A 14,816-nucleotide genomic window follows, 5' to 3' on the forward strand; every position below is an offset into this window, starting at 1 on the left:
ATTTAGTCGAAGAAACTTCCAAATATAATAAAGAATAGGAAGTGGTTCGCGATAATCTATCGCGAACCACTCTTTCTTTTCCACATCCCGTGAAAAGTCAGGTAAGGGAAATGATGCGTTTAGTTGATACCAAATTTCTGCTAATTTTTTTGTGTCTATAGTCTGGTAGTCATGCTTAAACGCATTTCCTAAAATTTCTCTGACTTGTGGATGCTTGAGAAATTGCTTCAGTGGCGGGATATACTTTTCAATTTCATCTTCATCAAGTTCACCATCTTCTAGATCCTGTTCCATCAATTGCAAAAATTCTGCCAGCGCCATGACTTCAGCTTTTTGCAAGGGTTCTTGCTGAAAGGGAACTGTTACAGCAGTTTTCAGGATAAATTTGAAAAAATCTTTACAGCAGTCTTTGACTAAATCTTTGAGAAATTCTTCCCTGATAATAGTTTTGGATACAAATCCAACTGCTGTGGTAGCTACCCAGGTAGTGACCCATTCAATGAGCATACTCGTGTCTATTTATATTCTGATCACCAGTATATACACTAGCCTTGTCTAGCATTTCAGATTTTACGATTATTTAAAGTTAGTAGAATTTTCATAGTAGACTCGGCAATGCTCGTTCTACTGACTATTTACTGATAAATTTAAATTTATACTAGGAATACTTCTATGGTTCTCCAAATTCACCCCATCCACAAAGAACCAACTATAACTTGGGAAGCACTTCCAGCCGATTTCATTTTACCCGACGATCCCGTGGAAAATATTCAGCAACCAACTCTCGCAGCAGCGCTTACCGATGCTTTGGGAACAGCAGGATGCATTCAACCCCAGATGTTGATTGGCTCTAATTTTGGCTTGGTAGCCACAGTCAATAAAAAAATCGTCGTTAAAGCGCCTGATTGGTTTTACATACCTCAAGTTCAGCCTGTAGGTGCTGATGTTATTCGCCGTAGTTATACCCCAAATTTAGAAGGCGCTCCTGTAACTGTGGTGATGGAATTTCTTTCTGACATAGAAGGGGGAGAGTTATCAGTGCGTTCAACTCCACCATACGGTAAACTCTATTTTTACGAAAAAATTCTTCAGGTTCCCACCTATGTTACCTACGATCCCTATGAACCAAGTTTAGAGGTACGCTGCTTACAAAATGGACTATACACTTTGCAGCCAGCAGATGCAAATGGGCGTTTCTGGATTCCAGAGTTAGAGTTATTTCTGGGAATTTGGCAAGGTGAAAGATTATGCCAAACTATGAATTGGTTACGCTGGTGGGATAGAGAGGGAAATTTGCTGCTGTGGAGTAGCGAACAAGCTGAACAGGAACGCCAACGCGCTGAAAAGTTAGCTGCTAAGTTACGTGAGTTAGGTGTCGATCCAGATGCGATCGCATAAAGCAATCAAGGGAATAATAAGCTACTCCGCTTGACCAAAAATCTACTTAAAGGCGGAGTAGCACATCAGCACCGAAATTCCATGAAATTGCCAAAAAATCAATTCAGCCATCTCACAGCTATAGAAAGAAATAACCTTTCATTCCCGGCACAGTTTTTATTAAATCAAAATCTATTGCAAGGTAAAGTCTTAGATTTTGGTTGCGGCTTTGGTAATGATGTGAAAATTTTGCGTCAAAAAGGCTTTGATATTACAGCTTACGATCCTTATTATTTTCCTGAATACCCTCAAGAAAAATTTGATACGATTATCTGCTTTTATGTATTAAATGTTTTATTTACTGAAGAACAAGCCAATGTCCTCATGGAAGTCTCTCATCTACTCAAACCAGGAGGTAAAGCTTATTATGCAGTTAGAAGGGATATTAAAAAAGAAGGTTTTCGGGAGCATTATATCCATAAAAAACCTACCTACCAATGTGTAGTCAAACTCCCGTTTCATTCCATTTACTTGGATGAAATGCGTGAATTTTATGAATATACTCACTACAATTATCAACGCAATTCATCTCAGAATTGTATATTCTGTAATCCTTATAAACATCTAACATTATTAACTGAATCAGCAACAGCTTATGCAATTTTCGATGGTTATCCTATCAGTAAAGGTCATGTTTTAGTCATTCCTAAACGCCATGTAAGCAACTATTTTGAGCTACCATTTAAAGAACAATCTGCTTGCTGGCTCATGGCGAATAAAGTTCAAGAAATTCTGCAACAAGAATTTGCACCCGATGGTTTTAATGTCGGAATGAACATTAATCGAGCAGCCGGACAAAATATGATGCACGCCAGTATTCATATTATCCCTCGCTACAAAGGTGATACTGTTGGCGCTAAAGGTGGAATGCGAAATGCGATCCCGCAAAGAAATAAGTAAGGGATTTCCAATTAAAAAAATACAGCATATTTCAGGTAAATGAGGTAGGCGCTTCGGGGCATGGCAGTGCCAATGCCCCTACAATCTGTTGCATTCTTTTTTAAAATTGGTATTACTTAATAATATTTAACCGAGACTATCGGGATCGATTCCTAAGGCTCTTAATTGTTCCGCCAATAGTTGAGCGCGTTGCTCTGCTTGCTGTGCGCGTTGCTCTGCTTGTTCGGCTTGTTGTTCGGCTCGCTGTGCGCGTTGAGCTTCTTGCTGTGCGCGTTGAGCTTCTTGCTGTGCGCGTTGAGTTTCTTGTTGAGCGCGTTGTACTTCTTGTTGAATTTGTTCTTTTGGGGTGGGATAGCGCTTACCTTCTGCGTCGTACCAATAGAGCCATTCTCTAGTGACACCGCTATAATTTCCTCTTTCGCAGCCAATTCCTAAGCCAATTTCTGGTAACCAAACTGGGTTTCCTGATTGCAATTCATATCTACCATTAACTAACTTATGAACTTCTAGGCGCGGTTTACGACGACGGCGAGAAGAATAAATTACATAGTAGAGTACGCCTAATTTGGCATATTGATCTAATTTAGCTGTGTATTCTTTACGATAATTTTGGGAAACTACTTCCAAAACCAAACTAGGTATAACATTCTCATCCCACAATACATAACTGGGACGCAATTCCTCATCGTAAAACCGCTCTACGCCTAAACTCAGAAACCCATCGGGCACAATTGCAGGTTCATCGGGGTGATAATATATACCCATGTCTACCCCAAAAAACCAATCCATTCTATCTGCCCAAAGTATCAGCAGAATTGCCTTCAGTAATCCTGGTATTAATTCTTGTAGTTCATTATCCACAGGTGTGTCGTCAGAGTCTGGTAATTCTTCGGCTGAGGGCAAGTACCGAGGCAGATTGTAGTTTAACATGGCGGCTTTCCCCAAAACTCACCAGAATTATAGCGATTTCTGGGGTTATTGACAGCAATTAATCATTATGCGATCGCTACTCTATTTACTGATAAACATTTCTTTATGATATGTTGCCTCAACTCTTCTTGTCACAATCCACCCCATGCTGATGGAACAGAGTTTTGTTCTCACTGTGGTGTTCCGCTAATTGTATTGCGCCATTATCGTCCAATCCGGGTATTAGGTAGCGGCGGATTTGGCAAAACTTATTTAGCAGAAGATGTAGAAAAGTTTAATGAACTATGTGTAATTAAGCAATTTGCTCCCCAAATACAGGGTGCTGGTGCGATACAAAAAGCAACAGAATTATTTGAGCAAGAAGCAAGACGACTGCAATTTTTAGGAGAACATCCCCAAATTCCTACACTGTTAGCATATTTTGAGCAAGATAATCGATTGTATTTAGTGCAGCAGTTTATTGATGGAGATAATTTATTTGAGGAATTACGACAACAGGGTAATTTTAATGAGCAAAAGATTTGGGATTTACTAGTAAATTTATTAACTATTTTGCAAACGGTTCACGAGCAAAAGGTAATTCATCGAGATATTAAGCCGCCGAATATTCTCCGGCGTAAATTACCTTCTGCCAAAAATGGTGATATTGTACTCATCGATTTTGGCGCATCAAAACAATTGAGTGAGACGGTAATTACTCAACCAGGCACAACTATCGGCTCGTTTGGTTATGCACCTCCAGAACAAATGCAAGATGGACAAGTATATCCAGCTAGCGATTTATATAGTGTAGGTACTACTTGCTTTCATTTATTAACTGGTGTTGCACCTTGGGAATTATGGAAGCAACAAGGATATGCTTGGGTTGCTAATTGGCGATCGCATTTGCAGCAACCAATTAGTCACAAATTAGCAATGATTTTGGATAAGTTGCTGCAACTGAATTATCAGGAACGTTATCAATCAGCAGAGGAAGTTTTAGAAGATATTAATGATGTCGAATCTCATTCACAAATTCCAGATACAGTTGCTTATCAGCAGTCAGCTTCACCGCCATCACCAGAATTAGTACCAACGGTAAATTATCAAATTCCATCATCAAATTCATCATCAGAATTACCAACAAAATTAGACTATCAACCTCCGCCATCAACAGTAGTAGACTTAGCTAAACCAAAACAGCAATTAAAATTACCTTTGCTGGTAAGTGGTGCTATCTTTCTGCTGGGTTTGGGAGGATATGGCGTTTTACAATTGAGTCAACCGATTGTAAATAAAAGAATTGAGGCGGAAAAACTAGCATTAGCTAATACCTTAGATGCTCATGATGGCGCGGTTAATTCCCTAGCAATTACTGCTGATGGAAAAACTTTAATTAGTGGCGGTGCAGATAATAAAATTAAAATTTGGAATTTAGCCACTGGAGATTTAAAAACTACTCTGAGCAAAAATTTAGACGCGATTAATTCTGTTGTTATTAGCCGTGATGGTAAAACTTTATTTAGTGGCAGTAAAAATGGTATTATTCAGATTTGGAATTTACCAAATGGGACATTAAAAACTACTTTACCTAAGAGTAAAGATGCAGTAACTTATCTTGCGATTACACCAGATGGTGAAACTTTAGTTAGTGGTGGAGGTAATACAATCCAGGTTTGGGATCTGGAAACTGGAAAGCTAAAAAATACTCTCACTGGACACACAAAATCAGTGATGGCTTTAGCTATTAGTGCTGATGGGCAAACTTTAGTTAGTGGCAGTGCTGATAATACTATCAAGATTTGGAATCTAAAAACTGGACAGTTAAAAAATACTATCGCCGGACATAAAGAATCAGTTATGAGTGTGGCAATTAGCCCCAACGGCGAAATTTTAGCCAGTGGAAGTTCAGATGATACTATCAAAATTTGGAATCTAAAAACTGGGAAATTAATCAATACGCTTATCGGACATTTCTATCCAGTTAGCACTTTAGCAATTAGTCCAAATGGAGAGACTTTAGCTAGTGGTAGCTGGGACTATCGGATTAAAATTTGGAATATACAAACTGGAGAAATTAAAAATACTCTAACTGGGCATAAAAGTTCTGTGAATAGCGTAGTAATTAGCCCAGATGGACGGAGTGTCATCAGTGGTAGTAGTGACAGGACGATTAAAATTTGGCGATCGCTCTAATGTAGGCAAGGGGCATTATAATCTCCTTTGCCCCTAAAAAATATATCTGTTGATAGATGTAATAAATGTATAAGTGCCCATAAGAATCAAATGCGACAATTGCTAGCCAGAGAAATTTACTGGTAGCGATCGCCTTTTTAGCTTCAGTGACAAGACAAGGTGAATTCCCCAGCATCTACCGAGCCACTGAGAAATCTAGGTAACTCTTAACTATTAATAAATATATATTGCTGACCCCAGTTAATGGTTTATATTTACCCAAAGGTGGCGCAAGCGTTCACGGATCTTCAAACATTAGGAGGCAGCATCATACCACGCCTATAACTGATGCATATCCTCACTCCCAAGTGTCAGTGTAAGGATAAGTTGATATTAAAACAAAGAATTTTTGCTGAATTGTAACGGATAAAGACTACACTTAAAAGTCTTGTGCAGCAAAACCTGTAGCTTTAACTTAAAGTAATCATGTCCAAGGTTCTTGTCTCCGATCCTATTGACCAAGCTGGAATTGACATTCTCTCGCAAGTTGCTACTGTTGATGTCAAAACAGGTTTAAAACCAGCAGAACTGATAGAAATTATTGGTGAGTATGACGCACTGATGATTCGTTCGGGTACGCGCGTCACCCAAGAAATTATTGAAGCCGGTACGCAGTTAAAAATAATTGGCCGTGCTGGTGTGGGTGTCGATAATGTGGATGTTCCCGCAGCCACACGCCACGGGATTGTGGTAGTCAATTCTCCTGAAGGTAACACGATCGCGGCTGCCGAACATGCGATCGCCATGATGTTATCTTTATCTCGTCATATCCCCGATGCCAATGTATCGGTGAAAAAAGGTGAGTGGGATCGCAAAACTTTCGTTGGCGCGGAAGTTTACAAAAAAACCCTCGGTATTGTGGGGTTAGGTAAAATTGGCTCCCATGTGGCGGCTGTAGCCAAGGCAATGGGGATGAAGCTATTAGGTTACGATCCCTTTATCTCCACAGAACGCGCTGAACAAATTGGCTGTCAGTTAGTCGAGTTAGATTTGCTGATTCAGCAAGCTGACTATATCAGTTTACATATCCCCAAAACCCCGGAAACAGCCCATTTAATCAATGCCACAACTTTGGCAAAGATGAAACCGACTGCCCGGATTATTAACTGCGCCCGTGGTGGCATCATTGATGAAGCAGCGTTAGCTGTAGCTATCAAGGAAGGGACAATTGCTGGTGCAGCTTTAGATGTATTTGAGTCGGAACCGCTAGGCGAATCAGATTTGCGATCGCTCGGTAAAAATGTGATCCTCACCCCCCACTTAGGTGCATCCACTGCGGAAGCACAGGTGAATGTCGCCATAGATGTAGCTGAACAAATTCGCGATGTACTTTTAGGACTTCCCGCACGTTCTGCTGTTAACATTCCCGGACTCAGTCCTGATGTGTTGGAAGAACTCAAACCCTACATGGAGTTGGCAGAAACTTTAGGCAAGCTCGTCGGTCAACTAGCCGGTGGCAGAGTACAATTACTGAATGTCAGATTACAAGGCGAACTGGCAACTAACAAGAGTCAGCCATTAGTAGTTGCATCCCTCAAAGGATTGCTTTACCAAGCACTGCGGGAACGGGTAAATTACGTCAATGCCAACATTGAAGCCAAAGAACGGGGAATTCGCGTCATTGAAACTAGAGATGCTTCTGTACGTGACTATGCAGGTTCTTTGCGGTTAGAAGCTACAGGGACTCTGGGAACTCATTCTGTCACTGGTGCTTTGTTAGGCGAGAAAGAAATTCACCTAACTGATGTTGATGGTTTCCCGATTAACGTTCCTCCCAGCAAATATATGCTGTTTACCCTGCACCGCGATATGCCAGGGATCATTGGTAAACTGGGTTCCCTACTGGGCAGTTTTAATGTCAATATTGCCAGTATGCAAGTAGGACGGAAAATTGTCCGCGGTGATGCAGTTATGGCTCTTAGTATTGACGATCCCCTACCTGAAGGAATTTTGGCTGAGATTACCAAAGTGCCTGGAATTCGGGATGCATACACGGTAACACTGTAAAAAGGATGAAAAATGAGCGATGAAGGCTGAAGTAATTTCATCCTTCATCCTTCACAATTCATACTTGAAAATATGGCAAAAACCTGGTGGGAATTACAGATTTTATGTGAACCAGACTTAGAAGATTCGATCTTTTGGCGTCTGGAAAGTTTTGGCTGTCGTGGTACAGCTATTGAAGGTAAAGGTAATGCCTCTTTGGTAAAGGCTTATTTACCGGAATTTCAAGCACATCTGCTAGATTTAGCGGCGCTGTCTCTGTGGCTGCGTCAAGATGCTTTGTGTGTAGGGTTAACCGCACCTACTTTACACTGGCAAATCATTAACGAAGAAGATTGGGGTACTAGCTGGAAGCAATATTGGCACCCAGAGAAAATAGGCGATCGCTTTTTAATCAATCCGGCGTGGTTACCATTACCAGAAACAACAGACCGCCTCGTAATTCGCCTCGACCCTGGAGTAGCATTTGGTACAGGAAATCATGCAACAACCCAACTCTGCTTAGAATCCCTAGAAATGCGGATGAGTGAATTACCGAAAGCTTTTGCTCGTTCGTCACCAAAAAAAGAGCATGTGGTAATTGCGGATATAGGTTGTGGGTCTGGTATCCTTTCAATTGGTGCAGTGCTATTGGGTGCAGAAAAAGTATATGCTGTAGATAATGACCCTTTAGCAGTGCAATCCACCTTCAGCAATCGCGCACTCAATGACATTAGTCCAGAACGCTTAGTACCAGCAGAAGGCAGTGTAGACATATTACAAAAACTGATTGCACAACCAGTTGATGGGATTGTTTGCAATATTTTGGCTGATGTAATTATTGAGTTACTTCCCCAAATAAGTGCGATCGCTAAACCTACTACTTGGGCTATTTTTAGCGGTATTCTCCTAGAACAATCTAAAGCCGTAGCTGATGCATTAGAAGATAATGGCTGGATCGTTGCTACTTTGTGGAAAAAGAAAGAGTGGTGTTGTTTGAATGTCCGTCGTTCGTAAACTACCCAGCCTTGTGCTTTTGCTGTTTGCTGTTAGCCTACCCCAAGGGTAGGCTGGTTTTCTTTAGTACTGAAAAATAAATTCAGGACTCAAGTCCTAACTACGAAATCATTCGACCACAATATTAAATAATGCCTTGGAGGTGTTGCACTAACTGAGGTGCTTGCATCACACCTTCGATTCGATCTACTGGTTTACCTTGCTTAAACAGTACCAAAGTTGGTAGAGCGTAAATCTGATACTGACTAGCTATATCTTGATATTTTTCTGTGTCTATTTTCACAATACGTAACCGATCTTTCAGTTGATTATTGACCTGTTCTAAAATCGGCCCCATCATTTGACAAGGGCCGCACCATTCAGCATAAAAATCTACCAACACAGGTACATCAGAACCAGACAACATCTCTTCAAAGCTGTTGAATTGTTTTTTAGTAGTCATATGACACACCGATTTTCTCTTATTTGATTTAATAGTAATGCTTGCTTGAAAAAATGGGACTAATGTCAATGGTCAGTTGTCAATGGTCAGTTGTCCCCTCTGCTCCCCTGCTTTTTCACCCTCAAGTCCCATCCTCAGAGAAGTACGGATATTGCACTCTTGCGGTGAGCGAGAACCTCACTTGATTTTCTATGATGTTTGTTAATTTAAAATCAGATGCTATGGAGCTTGAGATTATACCTGGCAACTTACAGAATCTCATATCTTAGAAAAAGCGCAAAGTCTGAGCGGAGGTTTCCTCTGATCAGACGGCAGTTCCTTTAAGCGGGGGAACCCGTCACCGGACTGCTTCAACTTTGTAAGAATAACATAACAGAAATTTCTAGAGGAGGCTGGTAGATGGCTGCAACCGACTTTAAAGACTATTACACAATTTTGGGAATTAGTAAGACTGCTAGTCCAGAGGAAATTAAACAAGCTTTTCGTCGGTTAGCCCGTAAATATCACCCTGATGTTAACCCAGGCAATAAACAGGCGGAAGCTAGTTTTAAAGAAGTTAACGAAGCTTATGAGGTATTATCTGACCCAGATAAGCGCAAAAAGTATGACCAATTTGGTCAATACTGGAAACAAGCTGGTGAAGGCTTCCCCGGTGGTGCTGGGGTTGATATGGGCGGCTTTGACTTCAGCCAATATGGTAGTTTTAATGACTTCCTCAATGAGTTATTTGGTGGTGCTGGGTCTCGCAGTAGCCGTCAAAACTATTCTTATCGAACTTCTACAGGTAGACCACCAGGGGGTTTTGGCGGTTTTAACGATTTCGGTTTCCAAGATGTAGGTGCTGGTGCTAGTGGTGCTCAAGATAGTGAAGCAACTATATCTCTGACTTTTAGCGAAGCGTTTGCTGGGGTGCAAAAGCGCTTTAGTTTAGGTAACGAAACGATTGATGTGCGTATCCCTGCTGGCGCTAAATCAGGTACTCGTCTGCGTGTGCGGGGGAAAGGTCAAATTAATCCGATGACGCAGCAAAGGGGCGATTTGTACTTAAAGGTGGAACTTCAGCCCCATTCGTTCTTCCAAATTGAAGGTGATAATTTGGTTTGTGAACTACCAATTACACCAGATGAAGCTACCTTAGGAGCTTCCATTGATGTACCGACACCTGATGGTTCTGTTAACGTTAAGCTACCTGCGGGAGTGCGTTCTGGTCAATCCTTGCGCTTGCGTGGTAAAGGCTGGCCGATAGCTAAGGGTGGACGAGGCGATCAGTTGGTGAAGGTGGCAATTGTACCACCCAAAGAACTCAGCCAACAAGAGCGGGAATATTATGAAAAAATTCGGTCTATACGTACTTATAATCCCCGCAGTCACTTACAACAGGTCAAGTTATAGGATGATGTTTCGCGCCCAGAATTAGAGAATCTGCGGCGCGAAGCCATTGTTATGGTTTATTTAGGTTAATTGGCTTGATTTTTCGCCATTAAAGTTTTTATCCGAGACTTAAACGCTGCAATTGTCTTTGGAGAAGGTTGAGTAGTTTGCCAAGATGGGCGTTGCATGATGCGATCGCTCCAATTTTGCAGTTTAGAATTAAAAGTTACCCCCATTTGCGGCAAGAAAAGAATGCTACTACCCGCTACAATATCGGCCAAAGTTAATTGTTCGCTACCAAAGTAAGGGCGATCGCCTAGTAGTTGCTCAAAAAAATTCAGTACGATAGTCGCTTTCTGTTTTGCTTCTTCAATTTTCTCAGGCTCGGAGTCTAAGCCAATCATTTGCCGTAACAGGGGATTTATGGCTGGTAAAAGTTCATTTACGGTTACCATTTCCACCATGCGCACAATTGCTAAAGCTTTCTCTTCTTTAGGCAATAAAGCAGGGGTAGGATACTTAGCTTCTAGATAGTCGAGAATTGCGAGGGATTCCACTACCCGAAAGTCATCATCAACTAATACGGGAATATGATGAAAGGGATTTAGCGCCACAAACTCTGGCTGAAACTGATCGCCATCCAGCTGCATTTCAATTAATTCAAAATCCAGTCCCTTTTCTAATAAAGCAATCCAAGGACGACGGGAGTTAAATGAAATCGGTTGGTGATAAAGTTTGAGCATCAGAAAATCTCTCAGATGTTATCAATTGTATACTTTATAAGGTATTGAGCAAAATTTTACTTGTGCATGAAAAGTTTGCTGCTTTATCTGCTAGGTATTGCCCAATAAATCCTATTTTCACTCAACTACAAGCATCAAATTGTGCTAATAATGTCTCCACACTAGCATTATGATTTAGGAAAGAAAATAAATGATAATAGCGGAGCTTGCCTGATTTATCTAATACAAATTGTGCAGGTAAAGGTGCGCCTAAGGCTTGTCCTACGCGATATCTGCGAAAGACACCACAAGCAGGATCGCTGAGTAAAGGCATTTTTAAACCTAAGTCTCTGACTACTACTTCACTTTGTCTTTCATCAGTACTAGTAATTAGCAAAATCTCGACATCACGCTCTTGAAATTGCTCGTAATTCTCATTCAAAGATTTGATATGTGGATAGCAAAATGGGCAATATTGCTTTTCTGTAAATATCCTGGTAAAAGCCAGTAATACTGGTCGCTTGCCGCGAAACTCAGACAATTTTACCAAACTATTATTGGTAATATCTGGTAATTGAAAATCTGGCGTTCCCACTTCCAGCCTTAACTCATTTATAGCCGGAATTGGCAGAAAATTCCGGAAAAAACGTTCATTTATTAAGCCGCTAAAATCAGTTGAAGTTAGCATATTTATTATCCTTGATAATTGAAGGTCAATAATCAACAGTCAACACTTCGAGTGAGCTTCAGTGCGGCGCAGTCAACAGTCAAAAGTCCATAGTCGAAAATTTAATCACAACTGACAACTGACAACTGACAATTAAAAACGAAAAAACCACAGATAGGCACTGAAGTTAACACTGATTCATCTGTATCTGTGTTTATCTGTGTTTATCTGTGGTTATAAATGATACTGCTCTTCAATCCAGTATACTGCGTTGCCAATTTCTGGCAATAGCAATCTAGACAGCGGAGAAGTAAACTTTAGACTTCACTGGATCGGGATTCATGGTTTTATCCCCTGGTTGCCAACCAGCAGGGCAAACTTCATCTGGGTGAGACTGAACGTACTGAATTGCTTGTAATGTCCGTAGAGTTTCATCAACGCTACGACCAAAAGCAAGGTTGTTAATGGTTGCGTGCTGGATTACACCATCTTTATCAATGATGAACAGACCGCGTAAAGCAATACCTGCCGCTGGATCGAGAACGTTGTAAGCTGCGCTGATTTCTTTCTTAATGTCGGAAACTAGAGGATAATTCAAGTCGCCAACACCACCAGATTTGCGGTCAGTTTGAATCCAAGCTAGGTGAGAAAACTCACTATCAACGGAAACACCAAGAATCTCGGTGTTAATTTTCTTGAATTCTTCGTAGCGATCGCTAAATGCTGTGATCTCAGTGGGACAAACAAAGGTAAAGTCTAGGGGATAAAAGAATAGAACAACATACTTACCGCGATAGTCGGAAAGTTTGATGGTCTTAAATTCCTGATCCGACACAGCTGTTGCTGTAAATTCTGGAGCCTGTTGACCAACGCGGAGGCATCCTTCTGTTCCGTAAGTGAGGGACATTATCTTAATTCTCCTTCAACTTATATCCATTTACTAGCGTTGGAATTCGGGTCAGTGAAAACTTTCCCTTCCACGCTGTCACAGTTTAATTACGATCTGTTACGACTATATCATAGTCATAACGATTTTGAGTAGCAAATGGTTGATTTAGATCAAAGAGAGTGGTTACTGACCAATGGCTTGGGTAGTTTTGCCAGTGGTACAGTTTCCGATGTCAGGACACGCACCTACCACGGTTGGCTATTTGCCGCGACAAACCCCCCTTCAGGGCGGACTTTGCTGCTTTCGCACTTAGAAGCTAGCCTAGAAGTAGAAGGAAAAGTTGTCACCTTAGGGACAAATTACTGGGGTAGCGGACGCATTGAACCTAACGGTTACCAACTGCTACGGGATTTTGAGATTCATCCAGTACCAAAATGGATTTGGCGACAGGATAATTGGCAACTGAGTCGGCAATTGCTAATGCCATACGGTTTGGTAGAAACTGAAAGTGGGGGAAAGGTAAATTCCCCAAATTCTGCGCCGGAGTTATGCCATCGGCTATTGATTCAGTATCGTTATGAAGGTACACAAGCCAGTACTTTAAGGTTGCGACTGCTAATTGGCGATCGCGATTTTCATCATCAACAAACAGCTGCTGCGGAATTACACTTTTCCCAAGTGCTATTACCCGAACAAGTTTGCTTACAAGCAATTATTGCTGGACGTTTTGGCACGCCTTGGCATTTACGGTGGACACAAGGAGACTATAAAGCTGATGGTGTCTGGTATTGGGATTATCGATTACAAGAAGAAACTCGACGGGGATTAGGCGACAAGGAAGATCTTTATAGTCCCGGTTACTTAACAGTTCATCTCCAGCCAGGTGATGTAGTTACTTTAGAAGCCAGAGTAGGTTTCCCTAATCCACAGCCAGAACCCTTAACTTGTGAAACCTTTACCGAAGCGATCGCCGCAGAAGAAGAAAGACTAGCCCAAATTTTTGGCTTCGATCGAGGGACTAATCAAAGCCCCAATGCCCCATATCCAATGCCCCATGCCCTATACTCAATATGGCAGCAATTACTCAAAGCCAGCGATCAGTTTATTGTTTATCGTGCTTCAATTGCTGGGCCTACAGTGATTGCTGGTTACCATTGGTTTAATGATTGGGGACGTGACACTTTAATTGCATTACCTGGGTTAGCACTAGTAACGCAACGCTTTGATTTAGCAAAAGGGCTGTTGCAAACTTTTGGATATTACTGTCGCCAAGGTTTAATTCCTAATGCATTTCCTGATATCGGTGGTGAGCCTTTTTACAACAGTATTGATGCTGCACTGTTGTGGATTGAAACTCTGGGACTTTATTTAGAAACCACCCAAGATTGGCAATTTTTAGCCGAACAATTCCCTGTAGTGCAGCAAATCCATAAAGCATTTGTCAGTGCTACTCGCTACAATATCCATGTTGATGCTACTGATTGGCTGGTAAGTTGGGATGCGCCTCATGTCGCCTTGACTTGGATGGATGCTGTGGTAAAAGGAGAACCTGTTACACCTCGCCTGGGTAAGCCAGTAGAAATCAATGCTTTATGGTATTCTGCTTTGTGTTGGCTGAGTCAATGGGCAGAAAAATTAAGCCAAAATCAAGATGCTAATTCAGAACGGCTAGCAAAGCAAGCACAGCGTTATGCACAACAAGCAGAACAGGTTAAAACTTCCCTGCAAAAATTTTGGAATGCAAAACTCGGCTATTTTTATGACACCATCGAATTGGACGATCGCCGTCATTCACAAATCCGGCCTAACGCAGTTTTAGCCCTATCCTTATATCATTGCGGATTTTCATCCGAACAAGGGCGTCAGGTACTTGCAGTTGCGGCTTCTGACTTACTTACCCCCTATGGACTGCGGAGTTTAGCACCTACCGATCCGCAATATATTGGTAAATACCAAGGTACTCCAGAACAGCGCGATCGCGCCTACCATCAAGGTACTGTTTGGAGTTGGCTAATTGGCCCGTTTATCCGTGCTTGGCAACGTTTTTATCCAGAAAAGCCAGTACCTTTTGATTGGCAACCTCTATTGCAGCATTTTCTCGATGATGCTTGTCTTGGCTCTATTTCCGAAATTTTTGATGGCGATCCACCCCATCAACCCAAAGGAGCGATCGCCCAAGCTTGGTCAGTGGCTGAGGTTATTCGTTATTTACCGAAATCTCAGCTTTAGAATAGTCAACAGTCA

Annotated in this window: 12 protein-coding genes and 1 pseudogene; 7 read left to right on the forward strand and 6 right to left on the reverse strand. The window is 41.5% G+C overall.

Translation table 11 applies throughout. The annotated features are described in order from the left end of the window. Positions 1-507, reverse strand: a pseudogene (locus H6G41_RS12875) (hypothetical protein); the annotation flags it as partial. Positions 508-672: 165 nt separating this feature from the next. Between H6G41_RS12875 and H6G41_RS12880 the strand changes: the two are divergent. Together H6G41_RS12880 and H6G41_RS12885 are read left to right on the forward strand one after the other, a co-directional pair. Next, entirely contained in the window at positions 673-1,398 is a 726-nt protein-coding gene (locus tag H6G41_RS12880) for a Uma2 family endonuclease (RefSeq protein WP_190746580.1), read from the forward strand. A gap of 81 nt (positions 1,399-1,479) precedes the next feature. Then, complete coding sequence (locus H6G41_RS12885; RefSeq protein WP_190746581.1) at positions 1,480-2,337, forward strand: HIT family protein; 858 nt, start codon at positions 1,480-1,482, stop codon at positions 2,335-2,337. Between the two features lie 126 nt (positions 2,338-2,463). Here the strand turns inward: H6G41_RS12885 and H6G41_RS12890 are convergent, their stop codons facing one another. Next, the gene (locus H6G41_RS12890; RefSeq protein ID WP_190746582.1) at positions 2,464-3,267 is read right to left on the reverse strand and encodes a Uma2 family endonuclease; all 804 of its coding nucleotides are present in this window, start codon (positions 3,265-3,267) and stop codon (positions 2,464-2,466) included. Positions 3,268-3,315: 48 nt separating this feature from the next. Between H6G41_RS12890 and H6G41_RS12895 the strand changes: the two genes are divergently transcribed. The 3 genes from H6G41_RS12895 to prmA all read left to right on the forward strand — a co-directional run bounded on the left by H6G41_RS12895 (position 3,316) and on the right by prmA (position 8,481). Then, complete coding sequence (locus tag H6G41_RS12895) at positions 3,316-5,442, forward strand: serine/threonine-protein kinase (RefSeq protein WP_306790430.1); 2,127 nt, start codon at positions 3,316-3,318, stop codon at positions 5,440-5,442. Positions 5,443-5,907: 465 nt separating this feature from the next. Then, complete coding sequence (gene serA, locus H6G41_RS12900) at positions 5,908-7,488, forward strand: phosphoglycerate dehydrogenase (protein WP_190746583.1); 1,581 nt, start codon at positions 5,908-5,910, stop codon at positions 7,486-7,488. A 72-nt stretch (positions 7,489-7,560) separates the two neighbouring features. Continuing rightward, positions 7,561-8,481: a 50S ribosomal protein L11 methyltransferase gene (gene prmA, locus H6G41_RS12905; RefSeq protein WP_190746584.1), complete on the forward strand. Its 921-nt coding sequence runs from the start codon at positions 7,561-7,563 to the stop codon at positions 8,479-8,481. A 124-nt stretch (positions 8,482-8,605) separates the two neighbouring features. Here the strand turns inward: prmA and trxA are convergent, their stop codons facing one another. Next, the gene (gene trxA / locus H6G41_RS12910) at positions 8,606-8,923 is read right to left on the reverse strand and encodes a thioredoxin (protein WP_190746585.1); all 318 of its coding nucleotides are present in this window, start codon (positions 8,921-8,923) and stop codon (positions 8,606-8,608) included. Positions 8,924-9,322: 399 nt separating this feature from the next. On the opposite strand from trxA, the gene H6G41_RS12915 reads away from it, so the two are divergent. After that, positions 9,323-10,315, forward strand: coding sequence for a DnaJ C-terminal domain-containing protein (locus tag H6G41_RS12915; RefSeq protein WP_190746586.1), 993 nt, complete (start codon positions 9,323-9,325; stop codon positions 10,313-10,315). Between the two features lie 65 nt (positions 10,316-10,380). Here the strand turns inward: H6G41_RS12915 and H6G41_RS12920 are convergent, their stop codons facing one another. From H6G41_RS12920 to H6G41_RS12930, 3 genes are all read right to left on the reverse strand, one after another. Then, positions 10,381-11,037, reverse strand: coding sequence for a glutathione S-transferase family protein (locus tag H6G41_RS12920; protein WP_190746587.1), 657 nt, complete (start codon positions 11,035-11,037; stop codon positions 10,381-10,383). A gap of 121 nt (positions 11,038-11,158) precedes the next feature. Then, entirely contained in the window at positions 11,159-11,704 is a 546-nt protein-coding gene (locus H6G41_RS12925) for a peroxiredoxin (protein WP_190746588.1), read from the reverse strand. A 274-nt stretch (positions 11,705-11,978) separates the two neighbouring features. Further along, complete coding sequence (locus H6G41_RS12930; protein WP_190746589.1) at positions 11,979-12,590, reverse strand: peroxiredoxin; 612 nt, start codon at positions 12,588-12,590, stop codon at positions 11,979-11,981. Between the two features lie 138 nt (positions 12,591-12,728). On the opposite strand from H6G41_RS12930, the gene H6G41_RS12935 reads away from it, so the two are divergent. Continuing rightward, positions 12,729-14,801, forward strand: coding sequence for an amylo-alpha-1,6-glucosidase (locus H6G41_RS12935; protein ID WP_190746590.1), 2,073 nt, complete (start codon positions 12,729-12,731; stop codon positions 14,799-14,801). The last annotated feature ends 15 nt before the right edge of the window (positions 14,802-14,816 follow it).

The sequence above is a fragment of the Tolypothrix sp. FACHB-123 genome (assembly GCF_014697075.1).
In the GTDB taxonomy this organism is placed as follows: Bacteria; Cyanobacteriota; Cyanobacteriia; order Cyanobacteriales; family Nostocaceae; genus Aulosira.

Bases quoted from the DNA above. Each gene is read 5' to 3' on its own strand.
- H6G41_RS12880 (WP_190746580.1), top strand. From the start codon at position 673: ATGGTTCTCCAAATTCACCCCATCCACAAAGAACCAACTATAACTTGG.
- H6G41_RS12885 (WP_190746581.1), top strand. From the start codon at position 1,480: ATGAAATTGCCAAAAAATCAATTCAGCCATCTCACAGCTATAGAAAGA.
- H6G41_RS12890 (WP_190746582.1), bottom strand. From the start codon at position 3,267: ATGTTAAACTACAATCTGCCTCGGTACTTGCCCTCAGCCGAAGAATTA.
- serA (WP_190746583.1), top strand. From the start codon at position 5,908: ATGTCCAAGGTTCTTGTCTCCGATCCTATTGACCAAGCTGGAATTGAC.
- prmA (WP_190746584.1), top strand. From the start codon at position 7,561: ATGGCAAAAACCTGGTGGGAATTACAGATTTTATGTGAACCAGACTTA.
- trxA (WP_190746585.1), bottom strand. From the start codon at position 8,923: ATGACTACTAAAAAACAATTCAACAGCTTTGAAGAGATGTTGTCTGGT.
- H6G41_RS12915 (WP_190746586.1), top strand. From the start codon at position 9,323: ATGGCTGCAACCGACTTTAAAGACTATTACACAATTTTGGGAATTAGT.
- H6G41_RS12920 (WP_190746587.1), bottom strand. From the start codon at position 11,037: ATGCTCAAACTTTATCACCAACCGATTTCATTTAACTCCCGTCGTCCT.
- H6G41_RS12925 (WP_190746588.1), bottom strand. From the start codon at position 11,704: ATGCTAACTTCAACTGATTTTAGCGGCTTAATAAATGAACGTTTTTTC.
- H6G41_RS12930 (WP_190746589.1), bottom strand. From the start codon at position 12,590: ATGTCCCTCACTTACGGAACAGAAGGATGCCTCCGCGTTGGTCAACAG.
- H6G41_RS12935 (WP_190746590.1), top strand. From the start codon at position 12,729: ATGGTTGATTTAGATCAAAGAGAGTGGTTACTGACCAATGGCTTGGGT.